Source organism: Desulfovibrio porci, from assembly GCF_009696265.1.
Classification (GTDB): domain Bacteria; phylum Desulfobacterota; class Desulfovibrionia; order Desulfovibrionales; family Desulfovibrionaceae; genus Desulfovibrio; species Desulfovibrio porci.
This window is the reverse complement of record NZ_VUMH01000004.1, coordinates 81,795-104,733: the sequence shown is the minus strand read 5'-3', so window position 1 is coordinate 104,733 and position 22,939 is coordinate 81,795. Positions and strand designations below refer to the sequence as shown.

Sequence of the window (22,939 nt, the reverse complement as noted above, 5' to 3'; positions counted from 1 at the left end):
TTGATAATATACTAAAATAGTTAGATATTTTTTATTGAAAATCCGAAACGCGCCAGACCGCCGGATGTGGGCAGGCCCGCCGCCATCATCGGCCGCTTGAAGCGGCGTTGGGGGCGTGGTACGAAACTGCTCATGCATGGTAAAAAGGATGGGTTCATGTCCAGACAGGACGTAAAGGGCGAAAACAGCAAAAATGCGCGCCGGAAGAGTGCCGCCCTGGCTGGGGAACGGAAAAACGAACATCTGTCCAGCCGCGCGCTGGTCTATGACTATTTGCAGAGCCAGATGAAGCAGGGCGCGCTGCTGCCCGGCAGCGTGCTGGATCTCAAGGCCATCAGCCAAAAGCTGGGCATCAGCAGCACCCCGCTCAGGGATTCGCTGATCCGGTTGGAGGCCGAGGGTTATCTGACCATCCACCCGCGCAGCAAGGTGGTCATCAATACGCTGGAACTGGCGGATTTCCCCTTTCTGTACGAGATTATGGGCGGGTTGGAGTACACGGTCATCGCCGCCTCCATGGAGGCTTACACGCCGGAAATCGTCGCGGAGATGCGGCGGCTCAACGCTGAAATGAAAGAGGCCATTCTGGGCGGCGACATGAGCGTTTACGACAGCACGCATTACGCCTTTCACGAAATTTTTTTCGAAGTCTCGCCCAATATTTTCGCCAAGCGCATTCTCACCCCCATCAAGAACCGGCTCTGGGATTTCCCGCGCAAGAATTTCGTGCAGGACTGGTATCTGGCGGCCGTGACCGAGCACGGTTTGATTGTGGACGCCATTGAGGCCCGCTCGCGGGAAAAGCTCATGCATGTGCTCAAGGAACTACACTGGGATTTCAAGTACAACGAGCGGCACATCCGCAAGGTTTATAACCTGGGCTGACAGTCCGGACGCGGAAACGGGATGAGGCGGTCAAGCGATTGAAAACGCCCTCTGAGCGTGAGGTTCAGGGGGCGTTTCGCGTGGCGGAAAAGTCTCAGGCCGCCGGTCGGGCCGGGCTTTCTCCCCTGTGCCGCAGCCTGCGGATCAGGCGCAGCGTGAGATTGGAGGCCAGCACCCAGGCGCAGGCGATGACCGTATCAATGAGCCGCCAGCGCAGCAGGGGGATGTCCCCGCCCATGCGAAGCATGGAAATGTCGATGAGCAGCAGCACCGCGCAGGTGATGACAAAACTGAACAATATGTAATGCCCCTTGGCGAAAGGCATGGCGAAGGCCGCCAGGGCGATGCCCACGGCGATGTGCAGGGGGTCGGTCACATTGTACAGGATCACGGCGGCGACCAGCACGCCCGCCAGGGTGCCCAAGGTCCGGGCCCATATCCGGAACAGTTCCGTGGCGCCGTCGCTGTGCATCACGTACAGCACGGTCAGGCCCACCCAGGCCGGGTCGCTGAAGGCGAAATGCCGCGCCGCCAGGGTGGAGAGCAGCACGGTCACCGGCACGGCCACGCCGAACAGGCGGCCGTTGGTGGCCCCGTGCAGAAAGGCCGTGAACTCCTCCAGCGGCGTGGCGGCGTCCTCCTCCTCAAAGATCATGGCCACCAGGCTCAGGCAGACACCCAGCGCGATGCCGCCGAGAAAGGCCAGGGCCATGGGCGGAGAGGGGGAAAAGCCGAACGAGGTCAGCAGCACGGAGGAGGCCACATATTTGACCATCAGGCTCAGGTAGGCCTGATCCGGCCTGGGCAGGGCCGCCAGCCAGCTGAGCAGAAAAAGCAGAATCAGCACAAGGTCATGCCGTCCCCGCAGGGCGACGCCCAGAGCGGCGGCCAGCACCACCAGCAGTCCGCCGATGCTGATGCCCGTCACGCGGGCCAGAGCGCCGTGCCGGGGGGCGATGAGCAGGGCGAACATGGCGCCGAAGGCGGCGGTGGAAACCAGGGAAAACGCTTGCAGGGCCACGCCCAACAGTACGGGCGTGGTCAGGGCCACGACGAACAGCAGGCCGCTGCCCGCTGTGGCGGCAGTTTTTTTGATCCGGGACGCGAAATGCATATATTCTCCAACTGAAGGCGGCGCGCCTTCTCCCCAGCATTCCTCACTCTCCCTTTCAGACCTACAATGCCCGGCATGGGCCGTCAATGCGGCGCGGGCCGGGGCGCGGGCCTGGAGGTTGCCAGGCGGGGCGTCCGCCGCTATGTATGAGCTATGGATATGCCGTCCTTTTCCTCCGCCCTTGAGCTGCTGGGCGCGTCGGCCCCGGCGCGTCCCGGCGGACGCGAGGGCCTGCCGCTCTATCTTTCGCCCGTGGAAGCGGGTTTTCCCTCCCCGGCGGAGGACTATCTGGACCGCAGGCTTGATCTGCACGAATACCTGGTGCGCAATGAGGCGGCCACCTTTTTTCTGCGCGCGCACGGCGATTCCATGCTGGGCGCGGGCATCCACGACGGCGATCTGCTCATTGTGGACCGCTCGGTGGAGGCCGGGCACAAGCGGGTGGTCATTGCCGCCCTGGACGGCGAACTGACCGTCAAACGCCTGCTGCGCCGCGGGAGCCGGGTACTGCTGGCTCCGGAAAATCCGCGCTTTTCGCCCATCGACATCACTGAGCACGAATATGTTCATATCTGGGGCGTGGTGACCCATGTCGTCCACAAATTGTAAGAAACCGCTCTGGGCCCTGGTGGACTGCAACAACTTCTACGCCTCCTGCGAAAAGCTGTTCAGGCCGGATCTGGCCGCGCGCCCGGTGGTGGTGCTGTCCAACAATGACGGCTGCATCGTTTCCCGCTCCGCCGAGGCCAAGGCGCTGGGCATTCCCATGGGCGCGCCGGAATTCAAGATCCGTCCCTTGCTCAGGGAACTGGGCGTGGAGGTTTTTTCCTCCAACTACGCCCTGTACGGCGATATTTCCACGCGCATCCTCGCCATTCTGGAGCGGCACTGCCCGCTGGTGGAGCCCTATTCCATCGACGAGGCCTTTCTGCGCCTGGATGCGCCCCTGCGCGCCAATCTGCCCGAATTCAGCCGCGCCCTGCGCGACATTATTTTGCGCTGGACCGGCATCAGCGTGTCCATCGGCCTGGCGGAAACGCGCACCCTGGCCAAGGTGGCCAATTACGTGGCCAAAAGCAGGGCGGCATACGGCGGGGTCTTTTCCCTGGCCCGGCCCGAGGCGGAAATCGACGCCGTGCTGGCCCGGACGCCTGTGGGGGAAGTCTGGGGCGTGGGCCGCCGACAGGTCAAACGGCTGCACGCCGAGGGCGTCTGTACGGCCCTGGATCTGAAGCGGGCCGGGGATCTCTGGCTGCGCAAGCGGCTTACCGTGGCGGGCTGGCGCACGGCTCTGGAACTGCGCGGTCTGCCCTGCATCGGGGAAGACAACACGCCCGTGCCGCGCAAGGCCCTGATGTCTTCGCGCTCCTTCGCGCACAAAGTCCGGAAACGCGAAATGCTGGCCCAGGCCCTTTCCTGTTTCGCGGCGCGGGCCGGGGCGCGTCTGCGCCGGGAGAGCCTTGTGGCCGGAGGCATGGCTGTGCACATTCGCACCTCCCGCCATGAAAGCGCGCGGTTTTACGACCAGACGCTCCAGGTGCGCTTTCCCGAACCCACGGCGGACAGCCATGCCCTGATCCACGCTGCATTGCAGGGCTTGGAACGCATCTACCGGCCGGGATTCGGCTATGCCAAGGCCGGGGTCATGCTTTTTGATCTGGAGGACAGGGAGCGTCTCCAGGCCCGGCTGCTGGCGGCGGAAGATCCGGCACGGCAGCGGCGGCGGGAACGCCTGATGGACTCCCTGGACGCCATCAACCGGCGTTTCGGCCGGGATGCCGTGACCTTCGGCGCGCAGGGCCTGGGCGAGGCCCCCTGGCATATGCGCCGGGAGCATTGTTCACCCCGGCTGACCACAGACTGGAAGGAACTGCCCTTGGCCCGCTGCTGAGCCGGGCGGCGTGTAGTAGAATATTTTTCAGCCGGGCTTGACAGGCGCGCGCCCTCTGGCTATCAGAAAGTAAATGTCTTCTATTGTATGCGGATGGTGAAAGATGAATAAAACGGACCGCCAGCTCCCGCCCATGGAAAGCCTGGAACGCGAAAGCGTCCGCTCCCTGTATGAACAGGCGGCGGACCGATTGCGCGCCCATCTCATGGGTATGAGCCCGGGCGAACGCATCCCCACGGAGGCCGAACTGACCCGTTTTTTCCAGGTGGGGCGTTCCACCATCCGTAAGGCCCTGCAACGCCTGGTGGAAGAGGGCCTGCTGGTGCGCAGTCCCGGCAAGGGAACCTTTATCGCGCGGGCCGTGCCGTGCATCATCCACTCCATTGACCGCGTTTCGGCCTTTATGGACACTTTTCGGCGCAACAGCGAGGACGTGCAAACGCGGATGATCGACTTCGGCTGGCTGGGAGGGGATGCGTCGCTGCCGGAGAAGTTGCGTGGCTGGCCCCGACCCATCCTGCGCTTCGACCGCCTCTATGTGTCGCGCGGCCTTCCGCATGCCGTTGCGCGAGTCTGTTTGCCGTTTACCATCGGCAGGCATATCAGCTCGGCGGATGTGGAGTCCACCCCGGTGTACAGAATGCTGCGGGAAAAATTCGGGCAGGAGCCGGCGGGGTCGGAATTCCTGGTCAGTTGCGAACAAGCGCCCAAAAATATCAGCGACCTCTTGGAGCTGTCCCCCAGCACGTCTCTGCTGGTGCTGGAGCGCATCACCAGGGACGCAACGGGCAATCCACTGGAATTCACGACGCATTTTCTGCGTCCGGACATTTACCGGCTCAGCGTGAACCTGAGGGAAGGGGAGGTATAGAATCTCCGTTTCTGTATGGCCCTCTCTGCCGGAGCAGGCTCGTCCGTGCGAAGGCCGGATAATGCCTGGGCGCTCTCCGCGAAGCTTGGCGAAGCGGCGTTCCCGGCCGCCGGGAATACCTGGCGGAGAGCGGAGATTTTTGGGGGCAGTGGGGTAAACCCATTGCGGTAATGGTGATGTTAGCGGCCAATTTTTTTTGGAATAAAATGTATGCTATTGTATGATGATAAAAGAAAATAAATAAACCGTTCATGGCGCCCGGCGGGACATGAACATTTCCAAGTCAATACCGGCGCGGCCATCCGGCCGCTCCTTCAACCCCTACAGGAGGCGGATATGGATACCGGAACAATGCGCTTGACGGATGAGGAAAAAGGCATGCTGCGCGGCGAACAGGGAGAGGCCGTCAAAGAGGCGCTGGCCTATCAGATTGAAGTGGGAAATTTTTTCAAGGCCGAACGGTTCGTGCCCATCGCCAATGCGCATGTCATGGCGGACATTGAGCTGATCGGCGACGGCGGGCTGGATTTCCTGCGGCGTTTGAAGGGGCTGGGTGGGCGTTGCGCGGTGGACACCACCACCAACGCCCGCTGCATGGACATGCGCTACGCCGCGAGTCTGGGGCAGGACAGCGGCGAAATGGCCAAGGAAGAGGAGATCATGCGCCTGCTGGAAGAACTGCGGATGATCCGTATTGATTCCTGCATCAATTATCAGACCTACTATCAGCCGACGCTGGGCGAGCACCTGGCCTGGGGCGACACGGGCACCGTCATTGCCGCCAATTCCATTTTCGGGGCGCGCGCCAACTTCGAATCCGGCAATGCCAGCCTTTCGGCGGCCATCACCGGGCGCACGCCCGCCTATGGTTTCCACCTGGACGCATGCCGACGCGGCACCATCGCGGTGCGGCTGGAAGCCGACATGCGGGATGTGGCGGACTGGGGCGCTCTGGGCAGGCTGGTGGGGCATCCCAACCAGGATTATTTCGCCGTGCCGGTCTTCGAGGGCGTGCGGCGGCGTCCCACGCCGGACGAACTCAAGCACCTGGGTTGCGCCTTGGCCAGTTACGGTTCCATGGCCATGTATCACATGGTCGGCGTCACGCCCGAGGCCCGCAACCGCGAGGAGGCCTTTGGCGGCCGGGAACCGCAGAAAACCATGACCGTCACCGGGGAAGACCTGGACAGGCTTTATCAGAGCTATTCCTATCTGGACGGCGCGGAAAATGTGGTCGTTTTCTCCGGCCCGCAACTTTCCATCTTTGAACTGCGCCACCTGGCGGAGCTTTTCCAGGGGCGCAAGGTGGCCAGAGGCATGCACGCTTTCGTGACCACCAACAACAGCGTCATGTCCAACGCCCGGCGTCTGGGCTACGCGCAGACTCTGGAAGAGGCGGGCGTACAGCTGATGGAAGGCGTCTGTTTTTACCTGCTGCAAAATCTGTCCAATATCAGAAAGATGAACGGCTGGATCAATCTGATTTCCAATTCCGGCAAGATCGTCAACACCATCACGGCCCACCGTTTCAACACCGTGCTGCGTCATACTTCGCAGTGCGTGGACATCGCCTGCACAGGAGAGCTGCAATGAGCGAAATCATCACTGTCGTCCGCGCTATGGGCAAGACTGTCAGCGGACAGGTTGTCGTGTTCAGGGAAGGCTTCAGCCCGCGTTACGATCTGGACCGCACCAGCGGCATCATCTCCCGGCGGGGCCACAGCGCGGAGGGGCAATCCATCAAGGACAAAATTCTGGTCATCCCCACGGCCAAGGGCGGGGTGGCCGGCGGCTGGGCCTTCCGCGACCTGGTCTGCAAGGGCTTCGCGCCCAGGGCTTTTGTCTTCGGCAAGCTCAATCCCGTCATGGTTCAGGGGGCTGTGTTCGCGGGCACCCCCATCACCGAGGGCTGGCGGCCGGACGCTCTGGACCTGCTCCGCACGGGCGATATCGTCCGCGTTGATCCGGCGCGGCTGCGCATCGAAAAATTGTCCTGACCCCGTCCACCGGAAAACGCAGCTTCGGGACCGGCGGCAAGCTGGAATTCTTCCGGTTTTCCAGCCGGTTTCCGTACCTTGAAACAGCGGGCAATCCGCTCAGGCACATGGAGCAGTGAACATATGTAACTGTTCCGGCGGCGGCGTGGAACGGGTCTCACGCCTGCCGCCAAAGCCCTTCAACCGGTCGCGGAAGCGAACAGTGCCGCTGCGGGCGGTTCGGAAGCCGGACGGAGAAGGACGGATTCGCCGCGGGTCAGGAGCGTACCGCTGGGCAGGGCGGCCGCAGCGACAGGTTGAAGGGCCGTCGGCTTTGAGAGTGGTTGCAAATTCAAAGCGGATATACTCAAGGAGAAGCAGGCATGACAACAGTGCAGATACTCGCCTTGATCTGGCTGGCTCTGGTATTCGCCGTCAGCTTATGGCAGCGCATCAACCTCGGTCTGATCATGATTCCCGCCGCCTTCGCGCTGGCCGAGTTCGCCGGGGTGCCGGTCAAAAGCCTTTACGCCGGTTTTCCCACCAAACTGGTGCTTCTGGTGCTCGGGGTGGCCTTTTTATGGAATCATGTGCAGGAAAGCGGGCTGGCTGATATCTTTGTGTCGGGAATGGTGCGGACGGCACGCGGCAGGGCTTTTCTGCTGCCTTGGGTCATGGGCTTTCTTACGGCGGTGATCTGCGCCGTGGGAGCTCTGCCCGCCGCCGCGTTGGCCATCACCACTCCGGTGGCCATGGAAATCGCCCGGCGCGAAAGCATCCGGGCCAGCCTGATGGGCACAGTGGTCATTCAGGGGGCGTGTGTCGGAGGATTCTCGCCCTTTAATCCCTGGGGCAATCTGGTGGCCATGCAGGCGGTTCAGAACGGCATTGCTTTTGACGGCGGGCAGTTTTTTCTGTTTCAGGCGGCCCTGGCCGTGGCCGTGGGTCTGACGGGTTTTTTCTGCTTCGGCGGCCTGAAGCTGCTGAGGCGCGGCGGGCGGACCGGGGCGGTTCCGGTTCCCAGCCGGGCGGAAGAGAGCGGAACCGCGCGCTCCGGTCTGACGCCCTATCAATGGTGTTGCCTGGCGGCCGTGCTGTGTTTCATCATGCTGGTGCTGCGGCGTTTTGACGTGGGTCTGACGGCCTTCGCAATAGGCATGGTCCTGCAGATCATCTTCCGCACCAACGGCAAGCAGGCCATCGCCAAACTGCCGTGGGGCATTGCCCTGATGATCGGCGGCGTGCTGCTGTATGTAGGCCTGCTGGAAAAAATGGGCGTGCTGCATGCCATCGGCGCAACGCTGGCGGGTATGGAAAATCCATCCCTGGTCCGCTACGGAATCAGCCTGCTGGGAACCATCATCGCCAATTTTGAATCTTCCTCCGTGGCGGTGCTGGGTCTTGTGATTCCGGTAGCCATCAAGTCCATGGGGAGCGTTGTTCAGCCCTTGCTGGCGAATATGCAGCTGGCCCTGCTTTCCGGCAGCATCGCGGTCATGGCGGCCAGCCCTTTTCACATCGGCGGCGCCCTGATTCTGGCTGAAGCCGACGATGTGGACGGCACGTTCAGGGAATTGCTGCTCTGGGTGATCTGTCTGACGCTGGTGCTGCCGTTTCTGGCTTTTTTGCTGTAAGACGCGCGCTCGTCTTCGGCAAACAATACGAACAGGCCTGTCTCTCGGGAGGCGGCCTGCTCGTTGTTTTTATGCTCCTGAAAAGAAGTATTCTCAGCTGCGCACCGGCCAGAGACAGAAACCGGCGTCAGGTTTGAAGCCCACGCCCACCATGCCGTCTCGGGTGTAGAGCGCCCAGGCGTAGCGGGCTTCATAGACGCTGGTGGTGGAAGACCAGTAGACGTCGCGCACGCGGGTAAAGGGATGTCCGGCGGACAGGGCCGGGGAATCGGCCTGAAGGTCCATCAGGCTTTCCAGTTCCCGGATATTGGGCATACGCCAGTCCGTTGCCGCGTCCAGCGCCTCGCGGTTGAGTCCGTCCACGGCCGCCAGGGCTTCTTCCCAGGTCAGGGGTCGGCCCACGGGGTCGGCGTTCCGGCTCCAGATCAGGCCGCTGAGCGTGTCGCGCACCGAAGCGCCTTCCGCGCAGAAGCGTCCCTCAGGTGAGATGGAAAGGGCGGCGGAGGCTTCCATTTCCGGCAGGCAGACCGGCCAGACCAGGGCCGCCTCATCCTTGCGGACGCGGGCCACCCGGCCCCCGCCCAGATGGATGTGCCAGGCCTGTTCCGGCAGACGGCGGCAGGTGTCGGCGGTCCAGTAATAGCCGGAAAAAACATTGGCGAAGGGCTGCCCGGCGGGCAGAGCCGGATTGATATGCTGATGGCTGAGCAGGGAAAAAAGCAGCCGCCGGGGCGGCAACTGCCAGTTGGCGCAGCCGTATGCCTTGCGGGCCGCCATGTCCGCCACCACGGCGTGGGCTTCCGCCCAATTGAGGGGAAAGTCGGCGGGATTGGCGTTACGGGTCCACAGCGCGCCGCTCAACGTGTCCAGCACCACGTCGCCGTGAACCTGAAAGCGCTTCGCAGCGGGCATAAGATGTTTGGGCCACGCGGCGTCCTGGGCGGAACCCAGGCAATCCATGATTTTTCCGGCGGCGTTATAACAGCGGGCCTGATCGGTTTCCAGCAGTGGGGGGTACATGCGTCTCCTTGAGATAAAGCGTTGCGTTCACGCTATCCCAAAGCGGGACAATGAAAAAGGGGCAGGCCCCATGAGCCGAGCTCCCTTTTTCGAGATATTTTTATTTTCGGGACATCACGAGATGCGCTTATTCCTTCCTGGTGACGCGGAAATTTTTTTCGGGCAGTTCAAACAGAAAAAGCCCTTGCGAGATTTCATCGCAAGGGCTGATTTCTTTTTGGCTCCCCGAGACGGACTTGAACCGCCAACCTAGTGATTAACAGTCACCCGCTCTGCCAATTGAGCTATCGGGGATCGCTGAAGGCAAAAAACTTTTTACGGAAAAGCCTTCGCAAGGTCAAGCGAAAATATGCGATTCTGTAAAAATCAGTGAATCGCCGCCGTTTTTTTACAACGCTCAAGCTGCTTGCGGTAGCGGTCCGCCTCGCTGTAGACGCAGCCGCAGTAGGGCTGGCGGTACAGGCCCCACTCCTTGGAGCGGTCAATGCCCGCCTGCCAGTCCGTACGGAAATCGCGGTAGACAAAGCCGGGACCGCCTTTTTCCGCCAGGCGGCGGCCCGCCGCGGCAATAACCTCGTGCGGTTGATAGCGGGAGTAGAGCAGGCTGGTGCTGAAGCTGGCGAAGCCCAGAGAGGCGGCCTCGGCAAAGGCGGCCTCCACGCGGCTTTCACAACACCAGGCGCAACGCGCGGGCGGTTCGTCCCGCCCGGCCACGGCGCGCAACCAGGCCGTAATATTCCACGCCGCGTCCGCGTACAGAATCTCCACCCCCAGCCGCTCGGCGCACTGCCCGGCGGCTTCGCGGCGGCGCAGATATTCGGCCAGCGGCTGCACATTGGGATTCATGAACCAGGCCGTAACCACATAGCCCTCGTCCTGCAGGCGGGTAATGGGCATGATGGCGCACGGTCCGCAGCAGACGTGCAGCAGCAGGCTGTTGTCGCCGCGCGCCGTTACGGGCTCTAGGTGCGAATTGCTATTTCCAGGCATTTTCCGAAATCCTGCTCCATCTCGCGCAAGGTGTCGCGCTTGTGGTTGAGCAGATAGAGGCCCAGTTCCCGCGAGGTTTCAAAAACGCACTTTTCGCCGTTGGTCGCGCGCAACATGCGGCGCAGCTCGCGCAGGCCCTGCAGGGCCTGCCATTCCAGGTTGCGGCGCTGGCCTGTGCCGCCGCAGGCCGGGCAGGGCTCCATGGTGATGGCCAGAGCCGAGGAGCCCGTGCGCTGGCGCACCAGTTCCAGCAGGCCGAAGGAGCTCATGCGGGCCACGTCGTGGCGGGCGCGGTCGTTTTTCATGGCCTGGCGCAGGGTTTTCTCCACATCCAGGACATGCTTCTTGTCGCGCATTTCAATGAAGTCAATGACCACCTGCCCGCCTATGTCGCGCAGCCGGAGCTGGCGGGCGATGGTTTCGGCGGCCTCCATATTGGTTTTGTAGGCCATGGCCTCGAAATTGCCCTTGCCGGAAATCTTGCCCGAGTTGATGTCGATAGCCATCAGGGCCTCGGTCTGGTCAAAGACCAGACGGCCGCCCGAGGGCAGAATCACTTCGCGGGAATAGATCTGATCCAGCTGGCGGCGCAGGTTGAAGCGCTCCCACATGGACTGGCGGATATCGCCGTGCAGGCGCACCAGATCCTTTTTGCGCGGGAAGAGCAGGCTGACCGTGTCGCGGATGCCCTGCGCCACGTCTTCATTGTCCACCCAGATTTCGCAGACGTCGTCGGTGAGGTAGTCGCGCACCGCGCGTTCGGAGAGGCCGGGTTCCTGATGGATCAGGGCCGGAGCCGAAACCTCGGTGGCTTTTTTGCGGATGTCGCGCCAAAGGCGTTTCAGATACTGAAGATCGTTTTTCAGCGTGGTTTTGGTGGTGCCCGCGCTCACCGTGCGCACGATGACGCCCAGGCCCTGGCCGGGATCAATGCCGTTCATCATTTCACGCAGGCGGGCGCGCTCTTCGTCGTTTTCCACCTTGCGGGAAACGCCGATCTGCTCCTGCCCCGGCGTGAGCACAAGAAAACGCCCGGCCAGCGACAGCCATGTGGTCAGAAACGCGCCCTTGTTTCCGGTGGGTTCCTTGACCACCTGCACCAGTACTTCCTGGCCCGCTTTGAGCACCTTCTGGATGGGCGGAAACTTCTTGCCCTTGGCCGGTTCGTGGTGGGCCTGCCAGTATTCGGGGTGGATTTCGTCGATCTGCAAAAAGCCGTTCTTGCCCGCGCCGTAGCTCACAAAAGCGGCCTGAAGATTGGTGTCGATATTGTGGATGACGCCCTTGTAAATATTGCCCTTGATTTTGCGCTGGTGGAGCATGTCCAGATAATATTCCAGCAGGCTGCCTTCTTCGGCCACGGCCACTTCCACCTGTTCGCCGGGCAGCACGCTGATGAACATGCGCCGCTTGCCCGTGGCCGCGTCGGCTTTGGCCTTGGCCGCCGCGGCGCGCACGGTGGATTTTTTGCCGCTTTCGTTCTCGGCGGCCGGGGCGCTCTTGCCTTTTTTCCCCCTGCCCTTGGGGGCGGGAATCTCGGGGGCGGTTTCGGCGGCATCGTCCGGGGAGACGGCGTCGGCGTCGCCGCTGTCGTAATCTTCCTGGAGCGTATGGACCGTCGCGCCGGTTTCGTCCGTCGCGTCTTCATCCGCGCTCATGTCATCCGTGGCGGTTGCGCGGTTTTTGCGGTTCCGGCCGCGTCCGCCGCGCCGTCCGCGACGGCTTTTGCGGCGAGGCGTGTCGGCGCTGTCCTCGTCCTCGCTTCCGGCTGTGGCCTCCCCGGCTTCCATGGGCCGGTTTTCTTCCGGCTCCGCCCGTTCAGCCGATTCCGCCGCTGCTGTCAATCCCGCCGGGGCGTTCCCGGTCCGGGAATTTTTTTGGGGGGCTTTGGCGGCAGGAGCGTCCGTCGTGGACGCGGGCAACGCCTCCTCCGCCGTCAAAGCCGGGGCGACATCGGTTTGCGTCGCGCTATCCGCAGGCGCTGCGGTTTTTTTTGCACGCGGACCTCGCGTGGTGCTGCGGGCGCGTCCGGGAGCGGCGGCCGCGCTTGACGGTGCCGCCTCAGCGTCATCCGGCCCGGATACCGCCGGGGCCGCGGCTTTTGTTCCGGATTTGGCTGTGGCGGTGCGGCTTTTGCCCGTGCTCCGGCTCGGCGCGCGTTGGGCCTTGGCCGGGCTTTCCTCAACGCCTTCCGGGCTTTTGGCCGCCGTACGCCTGCCGCCGCGCGGCTTGCGCGCGGGAGCGTCCGTGGGGCTTTCCGTGGCGGCGTCGGCATCCGGCGCGGCCGCCTTGGCACTTTGGGCGCGGGGCGTGCGGGCCGTTTGAGCGGCGGGCTTTTTGGCGCTGCGGGAAGATGTGCGGCGTTTGGGGGCGGGAGCTTCCGCCGGGGCTTCGCCGGAAACGGCGGGGGCTGTGGAGGCGGAAACGGAAGAAACAGAGGCGTCCTGGCTTGCGCCATCCGTGGCGGGGGACGCGGCCACGGAGAAATCCTGGTCAGTGGTCATGAAAATCCTTCTGGCGGCAGTCTGAAAACAGCGCCGCGAAAAAATTTGTGGGTCGGTCTGCCGGACTCCGTATGAGATATCGCGGCAGCAGCGCCATTACGGGCGCGCGTTTGCCGCAGGCATGCCGAACCTTATTTCAATAAGATACGTCTTTTGTAAAAATATGCAAGAAGTCCTGTGCGGCCCGCCCCGCAGTACAGACGGCCGGAAGAAAGGCTCCGCGCGGACGGCGTCAGCAATTTTCGAGCACGCGCAACTCCGCCGACAAGCGGCCGGAATTGGAGCGCAACACCACGTAGCCGCCCTGAGCCAGCGCGCCGGGATTGACCACCACGGTGCGGCCCACGCGGTCCACGGCTCTGGCCTCATGGATATGGCCGCAGAGGCAGATGTCGGGCTGGGCTTCCTCCAGAAATTCGCGCACCGCCGTGGAACCCACATGGACATCGCCGGGGATTACGTCGCAGGCCGTATCCTTGGGCGGGTTATGGGAAACCAGCACCGTGTGCGGATAGCGACGGGCGCGCTGCCAGCAGGCGTCCAGCCAGGTCGCGAAGGTGGATTCGGGAAACTCGCTGGGCGTGCCGAAGGGCGTGAAGGTGGAGGCCCCCACGCCGAAAATGGCCGTATCCGGCGTCAGTTCGCGGGTGATGGTATGCAGGTTCCAGCCCTGCTCGCTAAGCCATGTGTCCACTTCGGGCCGGTCCATATTGCCGATCTGAGCCCAGACCGGCAGGTCGCGGGCGCGCAGAGCCTCCATGACCAGTTCGGCCTGCTTGACGCCGCCGGTGATGGTCAGGTCGCCGGTGACGATGATGCCGTCAGCCTGGGCCAGTTCCGGAATCCGCTCGAAGCAGGCGGGCTCGTCGTGGATGTCGCCTACGGCGATCCAGAGATAATCCTGCGCATCGGCACTTGGCATGGCGTCCCATCCTTTGTTATAAGAATCGTAACGCAATCCTGCCATAACTCGCCACGGATGGAAAGGCCCGCCATGCATCCCACACAGCCCGCATTCACCTTATCCGCGGAACCCATGGAATCCGAGGCGTCCGTCGCGGCGCGCAAGGCCGCCCTGCGCGAGCGCATCCGCAAACTGCGCCGCAACCACCCGCCGGGCCTGGCGCGGGCGCGCAGTCTGGAGGCCCAGCAACGCCTGCTGGAGGCCCCCTGCTGGCGCAACGCGCGCTCCGTGGCGCTCTATGTGGCGCTCAAGGGCGAACTGTCCACCGACAAATTGCTGGATGCGGCCTGGAAGAGCGGACGCACGGTCTGGCTGCCGCGCGTCCGGCCCGAAGAGCCGGGGTGCATGGAATTCGTGGCCTGCACGGGGCCGGAGCAATTGCGGCCCGGCCCTTTCGGCCTGCGCGAACCGGAGGACAGTCTGCCGGGTCTGGGCCCGGAAGAGGCGGGCAAGGCCTTCAAGCCGGATCTGCTGGTGCTGCCGGGTCTGGCCTTTGACCGGCGCGGCGGCCGCCTGGGTTTCGGCGGCGGCTATTATGACCGCTTTCTGGACAGCGGACTGACCTGCCCGCGCGTGGGCCTGTGTTTCGCCTTCCAGATCACCAAAAACCTGCCCCTCGAACAGTGGGACCAGCGCGTGCACTATCTCTGCACGGAAGAGCAATTCCTGTGTCTGTAAATTACATTCCCTTTCAGTTCCCCGGCCTTGAAAACGTCCGCTGCGCCTTTCAGGTCCGCGCGGCCATGCCCGGCGGCAGGTATCGCGACGCGTATGACGGCGGCAACATCTCCTTCAGCACGGACGACGACCCGGACCGTGTGACGGGCAACCGCCGGGGCATGCTGGCGGCCTTGCAGGCGTGCGGGCTTGCGGCCTGGGCGGAACTCAATCAGGTGCACGGCGACGCGCTGGTCTTTGAGCCGGAAGCCGTGGCCTGCGAAGCCCGGCCCGCGGCGGAGGGCGACGGCATGGTCACCTCCCGGCCCGGCCTGGGCCTGCTGATCAAGACAGCGGACTGCCAGCCCATCTTGCTGGCGCATAAAAGCGGCCGCTATGTGGCGGCCCTGCACGCGGGCTGGCGGGGCAACCGTTGCGATTTTCCGGGCACGGGCGTGGCCCGTTTCTGCGCGCGCTATGATCTCAAAGCCCGCGACCTGCTGGCTGTGCGCGGTCCCAGCCTGGGACCTGGGCGGGCGGAATTCGTCAATTTCGAGCGGGAATGGAGCGACGACTTCCGGCCTTGGTTCGACCTGGACACGCAAACCATGGATCTCTGGAGTCTTACCCGCTATCAGTTGCGGCAGGCGGGCCTGCCCGAGCGCCAGATTTACGGCCTGGATCTCTGCACGGCCTCCAATACCGCGCAATTCTTCTCCTACCGGCGGGAGAAAAAGTCCGGCCGTCAGGCCAGCCTGATCTGGATCGCGGCCTGAGCCGCGCCCGCATTGACAGCGCGCCGCGCCGCGCCTAAGGTGCCTTGTGGCAACGGTAGCCGGACCCGCCGTAGCGGCGCGCACCGGCTTGAAAAGGGAATCCCGTGTGAAACGGGAGCGGACCCGCCGCCGTGAGATCCATCAACCGCGCCCCATCTTGCGCCACTGGAAACGGGAAGGCCGGGGCAAAGGGATCAAGCCGGAAGACCTGCCGTTGTCCCAACTGCCCGCCGTAAACGAGCATTTCAGGTGTTGGATGCTCAAGGCGCGGCAACGTCTCCGGCAACGGGTTTTTGCCGGTCAGGCAGAGGAAATACGGGCCTCTTCCAGTATGGAAGAGGCCTTTTTTTGTCCGCAAGCCCCGCAGTGTATGCCTACAGACGCCGCTTTTGCTTTTTCCAGGCCGCCCGAATCGCGGTCCCTGCGCCTTGCGCTGGCCGGACTGGCCGCGCTCTGGCTCATTTCTCTGCCGCTGGCCTGCCTGCCGGGGCCGTTCCCGCTGGGCGCGGGCGAGGTCTTTCAGACGCTGGCCGTCAGCCTGGGCCTGAGCGACGCGCCGGTGGACGCCTCCCGCCTGCTGGTGGTGGGGCAGATCCGTCTGGCGCGGGTCTGCCTGGCGGCCTTGTGCGGCGGGGCTTTGGCCGTGGCGGGTGTGGCCTTGCAGGGCGTGCTGCGCAATCCCTTGGCCGATCCCTTTACGCTGGGTATTTCCGCGGGCGCGGCCTGCGGCGCGAGCATGGCTATAGCGCTGGGCGGCGGTCTGGCCGTCTGGTTCGGACTCTCCCAAGCCGGGCTGGTGGCTCCCGCCGCCTTGGCCGGAGCCCTGCTGGCCCTGTGCGGCGCGTTGTGGCTGGGACGGAGCAGGGGGGATTTCAGCCGCGAAAGCGTGATTCTGGCGGGCATTGCCGTGGCCGCCTTTCTGGGAGCCCTGGTGGCTCTGGTCAAGGCCCTTAACGAAGAATCCGTGACCAGCATCGTGTTCTGGATTCTGGGTTCCCTCCAGGGACGGGGCTGGGACAGTCTGCCCCTGCTGCTGGGTACGTTTGCGCCGGGTTTGCTGGCTGTGGGGCTGGGCTGGCGGGCCCTGGACGTGCTTTCCCTGGGTGACGAGCAGGCCGCGCAACTGGGCCTCAACGTGGGCCGGGCGCGCTTCTGGTTCCTGGCCGGGGCCAGTTGCATGACGGCGGGGTGCGTGGCCGTGGCCGGGGTGATCGGCTTTGTGGGCCTGGTGGTGCCGCATGTGCTGCGCCTCTTGCTGGGGCCGGGACACGGTCCCCTGCTGACGGGCGCGTTTTTCGGCGGCGGTGTGCTGCTGATCTGGGCCGACGTGCTGGCCCGCAGCGTGTTGGGCGGCGGTCAGGAATTGCCCGTGGGCGTGGTCACGGCCCTGCTGGGCGGACCGTTTTTCGCCCTGCTAGTGCGGAGTCGCTGATGCCCGGCGAAAGACTTCTGTCCGAAAAAGTGATGCTGGACGTGCGCGGCCTGACGGCGGGCTATGGCGCGCGGCCCGTGCTGCGCGGCATAAGCCTGAAGGCGCGCGGCGGCGAAAGTGTGGCCCTGCTTGGACCCAACGGCAGCGGCAAGACAACTTTGCTGCGCTGCATTTCCGGCGTGTTGCGGCCCCAGGGCGGCGACATATGCCTGGCCGGCAAATCGCTGGAGCGCCTGCGTCCGCGTGAGCGCGCCCGGCTGGTCGCTGTGGTGCCGCAGCGTGCGGAATGTCCGCCCGGCCTGAGCGTGCGCCACATGGCGCTGCTGGGGCGCTATCCCTATCTCTCCTGGCTGGGCAGCTACGGGCGGCGGGATTACGAAGCCGTGGAGCGGGCTCTGGCCGCCACCGGAGCCGCCGGGCTGGTCGGACGCCGCGTGGACGAACTGTCCGGCGGGGAGCTGCAGCGGGTGCTGCTGGCGCGGGCTCTGGCCCAGGAAAGCCCGCTGCTGTTGCTGGACGAACTGGCCGCCGGTCTGGATCTGGCCCGCATGGTGGAGCTGTTCGACTTGCTGGAGCGCCGCCGGGCCGCCGGGGCCTGTGTGCTGATGGCCATGCACGACTGCAACCTAGCCTCCCTGTATGCCACCCGGCTGATCGGCCTGAAAAACGGACAAATGCTTTTTGACGGTCCCGCGTCCGAGATTTTTACCGAGGAGAAGCTCAGTGCCTTGTACGACATTCCCATCCGCGTTTTTCCGCATCCTCGTTGGGGACTGCCCCAGGCTCTGCCGGGCCGCGCATCCGGGCCGTGGAGCGGCGATTTTTCTGCCGCTGCTTCTGACCCTGACGATCCTGCTGCCGACGGGGCGGACTGAGGCCGCCGCGCCCATTGAAGTGACGGACGACACGGGCGTCAGCGTGCGGCTGGACAGGCCCGCCACGCGGATCATCGCCTTGTACGGCGCTTACAGCGAATTGCTGCTGGCCCTGGACGCGCGCAATCTGCTGGCGGCCCGCACCGTGGCCGACGCCCAGTTGCCGGAACTGGCGGACCTGCCCGCCGTCGGAACCCACATGCGGCCCAACGCGGAGCTGATCGTGGCCCAAAAGCCGGACCTGGTTCTCCAGCTTGCCGGACGGCGCGAGGCCCTGTTGCAGACCGAGGCTCTGCGCAAGCTGGGCGTCAATGTGCTGACCTTTGAAATGGATTCCTTTGACAAGATGTTCGGCGTGCTGGAGAAGCTGGGACGGCTCACGGGCCGGGAGCGGCAAGCCGCCGGGCTGATCCGGGACTGGAGCGCGCGCCTGGCGGCGCTGCGGGCGCGTAACGCGGGCCGGAAGCCGTTGCGCGTTTTTTATGAAGTACGCTATCCCAACCTGCTGGCCGCCGGACAGGGCAGCATCGTTAATGAAATTATCGCCGCGGCGGGCGGTGAAAACGTGGTCGGCGACGACAAAAAGCTGGTGCGTTTCAATGAAGAGGCCCTGATCCAGGCGGACCCGGACGCTTACCTGATCCAGAAGGGCCCCATGAATCCCGATCCGCAGCCGCTGACCGAACGCGCCCATTACCGGGATCTGCGCGCCGCGCGCGCGGGCCGCGTGCTGGTGGTGGACGAGGACCGCTTCGCCCGGCCCGGCCCCAGGTCCGTGGAGGCGGCGGAAGAACTGGAAAAATGGTTACACCCAGCGGATGAGCGAGAAAAGCAATGAACGGAACTCTTTACGGCGTGGGCGTGGGCCCCGGCGCGCCCGACCTGCTGACCCTGCGGGCCGTGAATGTGCTGCGCGCGGTGGATGTGATTCTGGCGGCGGCTTCGCCGCGCAACGACTATTCCGCCGCCCTGGATACGGCCCGGCCCCATCTTCGGCCCGACGCGCGTCTGCTGCGGCTGGAATTTCCCATGACCCGCGACGCCGGAGTCTTGCGGGAAGCCTGGCTCAAGGCCGCCCAGGCCGCACGCGAGGTGCTGGAAGGCGGCGAAAGCGCGGCCTTCCTGACCATCGGCGATCCGCTGATCTACAGCACTTTCGGTTATCTGCTGCGCACCCTGCGGGAAATCGCGCCCCATCTGCCGGTGGAAATCGTGCCGGGCATCACCTCCTTCCAGGCCGCCGCCGCGCGCACGGGCACGGTGCTCTGCGAGGGCGGCGAGAGCCTGCGCATTCTGCCCGGCATCAACGGACGGGATAATCTGGCGGCGGAACTGGCTGGCGCGGATACGGCGGTGATCCTCAAGGCCTACCGCAACTTCCCGGGCATTTGCGAGGCCTTGCGCGCCACGGAGCGCTTGGCGGACGGCCTGCTGGCCAGTCATGTGGAACAGCCGGAAGAACGCATCCGGCGCGGCGTGGACGGGATGGACGGCACGCCGCCCTATATGTCGTTGATTATAAGCCGGAATCCGGCGGCGAAGCCGGGCCAATGACGGCAGTTTCAGACGGATGACGGCGAGGGCCGCCGCGAGGGCGGCCCGTCAAGGCGTCACAAGAGATTCTTTCTGAAGTTATCAAAAAACAACGTGGCGCGGCGAAGCAGCCGGCTGAATCCGGCCCGTTTTTTCTGGTTCCGGGCTATGCTCAGCGTTCGCCGGACTGCGCGGCGCTCTCCCAGGCATAGGGGATGGCCGGATCGTCAGGCGGGCGGCGTTCTCCTTCGGCGGGGTCGTGGGGAATGTCCGCGCAGTTGCAGATCAGGGCGGCTTCCTCGCCCAAGGCCGTGAAGCCGTACCAGACGCCCACGGGAATGCGCAGCAGGCCGTAGTGTTCCGGCCTGCCCAAGGCCAGTTCGCAGAGCACGCCGCGCGTGGGCGAACCGGGACGGTCGTCGTAGAGCACGATCTTGAGCAGGCCGCGCGGCACGGCGAAAAGCTGGGTCTGGCGGCTGTGGCGCTTCCAGGCCTTCACCGCGCCGGGCAGCACTTCCGAGAAATAGATTTCTCCGAAGCCCGCCGTGAAATCGGGCAGCAGGGGCGAATGGGGCCGCAGCATGTGCAGCACCGGCCCGCCCGGCGTGGGAATCACCGCCAGAGGCTGGAACAGCGCGCCGACAATACCCATATCCCGCGCGGTGGGGGAGTCCACGGCCGTGTTCTCCGGAACGCGCGCGTCCATCAGCGCACCCAGACCTGGCCGCGCTGCTCGGCGGCGTTGGTGTAGGCTGCGATCTGGCCCAGGCTGAAATCCAGCATATCCGGCGGCGTACGGTCGTCCCGGCCCCGGTAGAAGCGATGGTACCATTCGGCGGTATAGCGGATGGTTTCGTCAAAGTTGAGGGTAGCTTTCCAGCCCAGATGGGCCAGGGCCTTGTCGCAGCAGAGTTTGAGCAGTGTGCATTCCTTCATGCCGGCCTGTCCGGCCGCGTCCGTTTGATGCTCAAAGCCGGGCCAGTGGCGGGCCAGGGCTTGCACCACTTCGGCCACGGTATTGTTGACGTCCGCCGCCGGGCCGAAGTTGTAGGCTTGGCCGCGCGGGTCGAACGGCAAGCCGGTCGTCGCGCCGTCCGTCCCGTTGCTGTCCAGCAGGCGCGCGCCCAGCCAGAGGTAGCCGGAAAGCGGTTCCAGCACGAGCTGCCAGGGCCGCGTGGCCCAGGGGCTGCGGATCTGTACGGCCCGGCCTTCGGCCCAGGCCCGCGCGCAGTCGGGCACGATGCGGTCCAGAGCCCAGTCGCCGCCGCCGATCACATTGCCCGCGCGCACCGTGGCGCAGGCCGGGCCTTCCCTGAAAAAGCTCTGGAAATAGGAGTGGGCGATGATTTCCGCGCAGCCCTTGGAGGCGGAATAGGGATCGGCTCCGCCCAGATGGTCGGTTTCGCGGTAGCCCCAGACCCATTCGTCATTGCGGTAGCACTTGTCCGAGGTGATCATGACCACGGCCCGCACCGAGGGACAGGCGCGCACGGCTTCCAGCACGTTCATGGTGCCGAGCATGTTGGCCTCAAAGGTGCCCGCCGGATCCTCGTAGGACTTGCGCACCAGGGCCTGGGCTGCCAGATGGAAAACCACCTCCGGCTTGAAGCGCCGGACGGCGTCAAGCATGGCCCGCCGGTCGCGTATGTCGCCGCGCATGTCTTCCAGATGCGCGCCCAGATTCATGGCCGCGAAATGCGACGGCTCCGTGGGAATGCCGTCGGAAAAGCCGCCCACTGTCGCGCCCAGCCGCGTGAGCCAGGCCGCCAGCCAGGAACCCTTGAAACCCGTATGCCCGGTGACGAAGACCCGGCGTCCTTGATATGCGTTGGCAAACATGATTGATCCTTACTCGTGGGGGAAAACGGGATTTTTTATCCCTGATACGCGCAAAAGAACCGGCCCGCGCTATACCCAGAAGGCCCGGCCGCTGTCCCAGAGCTCATTCAGTTTCAGAGAGTCGCGCAGGGTGTCCATGCACTGCCACTGGCCGGGATGCGGGTACATGGAGAGCTGCCCCTCGGCGGCCAGTTGCTGCAAGGGTTCCTTTTCCAGATCGCAGTTTTCGTCCTCGCTCAGATAGTCGAGGAAACGGCGCTCAAAGACGAAAAAGCCGCAGTTGATGTATTCGTTGAGCACGGGCTTTTCCTCCCAGGAGAGGATCTTGCCCGCCGCGTCCGTGCGGACCGCGCCGAAACGCGAAGGCATGCGCACGCCGGTGAAGGTGCCGATGGTGCCGGACTGTTCGTGGAATTCCAGCAACTTGTTCAGGTCGATGTCCGCCACGCCGTCGCCGTAGGTGACCATGAAGCGGTCGCTGTCGATATACTTGGACACACGCTTGATGCGGCCGCCCTTGAGGGTTTCCTGGCCAGTGTCGCAGAGGGTCACCCGCCAGTCTTCGATATGGCCGGGGTGCGCGGTGATTGTGCCGCTTTTGAGCTCCACGGTGAAGTCCGTGTTGCGGATGTTGTAGTCATGGAAATATTGCTTGATGACCTCGCCCTTGTAGCCCAGAGGCAGGATGAAATCCTTGAAGCCGAAGCGGGCGTAGATGGACATGATGTGCCAGAGCACGGGCCGTCCGCCGATTTCCACCATAGGCTTGGGTTTGACCGAGGTTTCCTCGCGCAGGCGCGTGCCCTTGCCGCCGCACATAATGATCACTTTCATAAAAGCCTCCTGACGTCGCTTGCGGGGCACGCGCCCCGTAAGACTCGGCTACCTGTAGCAGAAGGCCGCGCGGAAAAAAAGCCCCGCCCGGCAGGGCGGGCCGCCGCTGTTTCCAGGGCTTTGCATTATGCCGTGCCGCGCGCTATAGTCTTTCCGTTGGAACAACAGTACCGCGCCCCGGCGCGTATAACATGAGGTTGCTATGAATATGTTGCGTCGGCCGTCTTCCCTTCTTCTGGTGGCGGCCCTGTTGACGGCTTTGCTCACGGCCTGTTTCGCCTCCGGCCCGCAGAAAACCCTGAACAGGCTGGCTGAGGCTCTGGACAAAAACGACAGCGCGGCTTTTCTGGCCCAGCTGGATATGAAAACCTTCGCGGCCAACCAGATCAAAAACCTGACCCGTGAGGATCAGGCCCTGAGTTCCCTGGACTCTCTGGGCCGTATGCTGGGGCTGGGCGGCATGGACGACCTGCTGGGCAGCGTGCTGAATATGGAAAACCGCTTACAGGGCCAGTACACGCGCGGCGTGAGCACGGGCGAAATGATGGCCCAGTGCCGCGAAGCCCAGAGCCCGGACTGCCCCTGGGTGCCTGAATCCCTGAAACAGGCTCAGGTAATTGAACTGAGCGATACGGCGGCGGTGGCCAGGGTCACCACGCCCGCTAGGATGACCAGTTGGCTGGCCCTGCGCAAAAAAGGCGACAACTGGCTGGTGGTGGGGCAGGCCATACTGGAAAACACGGCCAAGGCCTATGCGGCCGACGTTGCCGCGCCGCCGGTTTCCGGCGCGCCGTCGGCACGGCCGGATGGCGGGAACAAGGACAACGGAAGCAAGGACAAGGCCAATCCCGGCGGCGGGGCGGACAAGCCCGCTGAGGGCGGCGTGGTGAATATTTAGAGCATTTTTAAAGTTGAAATGCTCCGCAAGGATTTGTCTCATAAAACCTTGCACCCGGTCAGGATGATTTTGTTCCCTTGAATAACAGCGGGCGGCCCAATGTTGAAAAAACATTGGGCCGCTTTGTTGTATGAAGAAACCCCCCCGCTAGGCGGGGGGTTCCCAAAAGCTTAAAGCTATGAGTATGACAGCAAAACTCCTTTTGATTTGTTAAAAGGTCTCGCGGTCTGGCAACTGCGAGTCAAC

Annotated in this window: 22 protein-coding genes, 1 tRNA gene and 1 riboswitch; of the genes, 14 read left to right on the top strand and 9 right to left on the bottom strand. The window is 64.0% G+C overall.

Annotated features, from left to right (window positions below; all coding sequences use genetic code 11):
* The first annotated feature begins 156 nt into the window (after positions 1-156).
* The gene (locus FYJ44_RS05500) at positions 157-885 is read left to right on the top strand and encodes a GntR family transcriptional regulator (protein ID WP_195840960.1); all 729 of its coding nucleotides are present in this window, start codon (positions 157-159) and stop codon (positions 883-885) included.
* Between the two features lie 94 nt (positions 886-979).
* Here FYJ44_RS05500 and FYJ44_RS05495 read toward each other — a convergent pair whose 3' ends face one another.
* Positions 980-1,999 carry an FUSC family protein gene (locus tag FYJ44_RS05495; RefSeq protein ID WP_154509944.1) on the bottom strand — a complete coding sequence of 340 codons (1,020 nt, stop codon included), beginning with the start codon at positions 1,997-1,999 and terminating at the stop codon, positions 980-982.
* 153 nt (positions 2,000-2,152) lie between these two features.
* Between FYJ44_RS05495 and FYJ44_RS05490 the strand changes: the two genes are divergently transcribed.
* The 6 genes from FYJ44_RS05490 (at position 2,153) to FYJ44_RS05465 (ending at position 8,371) form a co-directional block, all read left to right on the top strand.
* On the top strand, positions 2,153-2,608 hold the full coding sequence (locus FYJ44_RS05490) for a LexA family protein (RefSeq protein ID WP_154509942.1): 456 nt from the start codon (positions 2,153-2,155) through the stop codon (positions 2,606-2,608).
* On the top strand, positions 2,589-3,890 hold the full coding sequence (locus tag FYJ44_RS05485; protein ID WP_154509940.1) for a Y-family DNA polymerase: 1,302 nt from the start codon (positions 2,589-2,591) through the stop codon (positions 3,888-3,890). Before FYJ44_RS05490 ends, FYJ44_RS05485 begins: the two co-directional genes overlap by 20 nt.
* A 103-nt stretch (positions 3,891-3,993) precedes the next feature.
* Positions 3,994-4,761, top strand: a complete 768-nt coding sequence (locus tag FYJ44_RS05480; RefSeq protein WP_154509938.1) for a GntR family transcriptional regulator — start codon at positions 3,994-3,996, stop codon at positions 4,759-4,761.
* A 336-nt stretch (positions 4,762-5,097) separates the two neighbouring features.
* The gene (locus FYJ44_RS05475; protein ID WP_154509936.1) at positions 5,098-6,354 is read left to right on the top strand and encodes an aconitase X; all 1,257 of its coding nucleotides are present in this window, start codon (positions 5,098-5,100) and stop codon (positions 6,352-6,354) included.
* Positions 6,351-6,758 carry an aconitase X swivel domain-containing protein gene (locus FYJ44_RS05470; RefSeq protein ID WP_154509934.1) on the top strand — a complete coding sequence of 136 codons (408 nt, stop codon included), beginning with the start codon at positions 6,351-6,353 and terminating at the stop codon, positions 6,756-6,758. The genes FYJ44_RS05475 and FYJ44_RS05470 overlap by 4 nt, the downstream gene beginning before the upstream one ends.
* A gap of 362 nt (positions 6,759-7,120) precedes the next feature.
* Entirely contained in the window at positions 7,121-8,371 is a 1,251-nt protein-coding gene (locus FYJ44_RS05465) for an SLC13 family permease (protein ID WP_154509932.1), read from the top strand.
* Positions 8,372-8,464: 93 nt separating this feature from the next.
* Here FYJ44_RS05465 and FYJ44_RS05460 read toward each other — a convergent pair whose 3' ends face one another.
* From FYJ44_RS05460 to FYJ44_RS05440, 5 genes are all read right to left on the bottom strand, one after another.
* Positions 8,465-9,391, bottom strand: a complete 927-nt coding sequence (locus tag FYJ44_RS05460; RefSeq protein WP_154509930.1) for an Lcl C-terminal domain-containing protein — start codon at positions 9,389-9,391, stop codon at positions 8,465-8,467.
* Between the two features lie 218 nt (positions 9,392-9,609).
* Positions 9,610-9,685 (bottom strand) — tRNA-Asn (locus tag FYJ44_RS05455).
* 72 nt (positions 9,686-9,757) lie between these two features.
* On the bottom strand, positions 9,758-10,381 hold the full coding sequence (locus tag FYJ44_RS05450; RefSeq protein WP_154509928.1) for an epoxyqueuosine reductase QueH: 624 nt from the start codon (positions 10,379-10,381) through the stop codon (positions 9,758-9,760).
* Positions 10,354-12,885 (bottom strand): Rne/Rng family ribonuclease, encoded by a 2,532-nt coding sequence (locus FYJ44_RS14590; protein WP_154509926.1) that lies wholly within the window; start codon positions 12,883-12,885, stop codon positions 10,354-10,356. The genes FYJ44_RS05450 and FYJ44_RS14590 overlap by 28 nt, the downstream gene beginning before the upstream one ends.
* A 232-nt stretch (positions 12,886-13,117) precedes the next feature.
* Positions 13,118-13,807, bottom strand: a complete 690-nt coding sequence (locus tag FYJ44_RS05440) for a metallophosphoesterase family protein (RefSeq protein ID WP_154509924.1) — start codon at positions 13,805-13,807, stop codon at positions 13,118-13,120.
* 114 nt (positions 13,808-13,921) lie between these two features.
* Between FYJ44_RS05440 and FYJ44_RS05435 the strand changes: the two genes are divergently transcribed.
* The 6 genes from FYJ44_RS05435 to cobI all read left to right on the top strand — a co-directional run bounded on the left by FYJ44_RS05435 (position 13,922) and on the right by cobI (position 19,143).
* Positions 13,922-14,527 carry a 5-formyltetrahydrofolate cyclo-ligase gene (locus FYJ44_RS05435; protein ID WP_229772517.1) on the top strand — a complete coding sequence of 202 codons (606 nt, stop codon included), beginning with the start codon at positions 13,922-13,924 and terminating at the stop codon, positions 14,525-14,527.
* Entirely contained in the window at positions 14,518-15,282 is a 765-nt protein-coding gene (locus FYJ44_RS05430) for a purine nucleoside phosphorylase YfiH/LACC1 family protein (RefSeq protein ID WP_288230917.1), read from the top strand. Before FYJ44_RS05435 ends, FYJ44_RS05430 begins: the two co-directional genes overlap by 10 nt.
* A gap of 36 nt (positions 15,283-15,318) precedes the next feature.
* Positions 15,319-15,512, top strand: a riboswitch (cobalamin riboswitch).
* A 140-nt stretch (positions 15,513-15,652) separates the two neighbouring features.
* Positions 15,653-16,714 (top strand): FecCD family ABC transporter permease, encoded by a 1,062-nt coding sequence (locus FYJ44_RS05425; RefSeq protein WP_154509920.1) that lies wholly within the window; start codon positions 15,653-15,655, stop codon positions 16,712-16,714.
* A gap of 32 nt (positions 16,715-16,746) precedes the next feature.
* Positions 16,747-17,589: an ABC transporter ATP-binding protein gene (locus FYJ44_RS05420; protein ID WP_154510159.1), complete on the top strand. Its 843-nt coding sequence runs from the start codon at positions 16,747-16,749 to the stop codon at positions 17,587-17,589.
* 19 nt (positions 17,590-17,608) lie between these two features.
* Positions 17,609-18,427 (top strand): ABC transporter substrate-binding protein, encoded by an 819-nt coding sequence (locus tag FYJ44_RS05415; RefSeq protein ID WP_308579421.1) that lies wholly within the window; start codon positions 17,609-17,611, stop codon positions 18,425-18,427.
* Positions 18,424-19,143: a precorrin-2 C(20)-methyltransferase gene (gene cobI, locus FYJ44_RS05410; RefSeq protein WP_154509918.1), complete on the top strand. Its 720-nt coding sequence runs from the start codon at positions 18,424-18,426 to the stop codon at positions 19,141-19,143. The genes FYJ44_RS05415 and cobI overlap by 4 nt, the downstream gene beginning before the upstream one ends.
* A gap of 151 nt (positions 19,144-19,294) precedes the next feature.
* Here the strand turns inward: cobI and FYJ44_RS05405 are convergent, their stop codons facing one another.
* From FYJ44_RS05405 to rfbF, 3 genes are all read right to left on the bottom strand, one after another.
* Entirely contained in the window at positions 19,295-19,774 is a 480-nt protein-coding gene (locus FYJ44_RS05405; RefSeq protein WP_154510155.1) for a dTDP-4-dehydrorhamnose 3,5-epimerase family protein, read from the bottom strand.
* A 53-nt stretch (positions 19,775-19,827) separates the two neighbouring features.
* On the bottom strand, positions 19,828-20,961 hold the full coding sequence (gene rfbG / locus FYJ44_RS05400) for a CDP-glucose 4,6-dehydratase (protein ID WP_154509916.1): 1,134 nt from the start codon (positions 20,959-20,961) through the stop codon (positions 19,828-19,830).
* A 69-nt stretch (positions 20,962-21,030) separates the two neighbouring features.
* The gene (gene rfbF / locus FYJ44_RS05395; protein ID WP_154509914.1) at positions 21,031-21,795 is read right to left on the bottom strand and encodes a glucose-1-phosphate cytidylyltransferase; all 765 of its coding nucleotides are present in this window, start codon (positions 21,793-21,795) and stop codon (positions 21,031-21,033) included.
* 202 nt (positions 21,796-21,997) lie between these two features.
* On the opposite strand from rfbF, the gene FYJ44_RS05390 reads away from it, so the two are divergent.
* Positions 21,998-22,693, top strand: coding sequence for a hypothetical protein (locus tag FYJ44_RS05390; RefSeq protein WP_154509912.1), 696 nt, complete (start codon positions 21,998-22,000; stop codon positions 22,691-22,693).
* Positions 22,694-22,939: the final 246 nt, after the last annotated feature.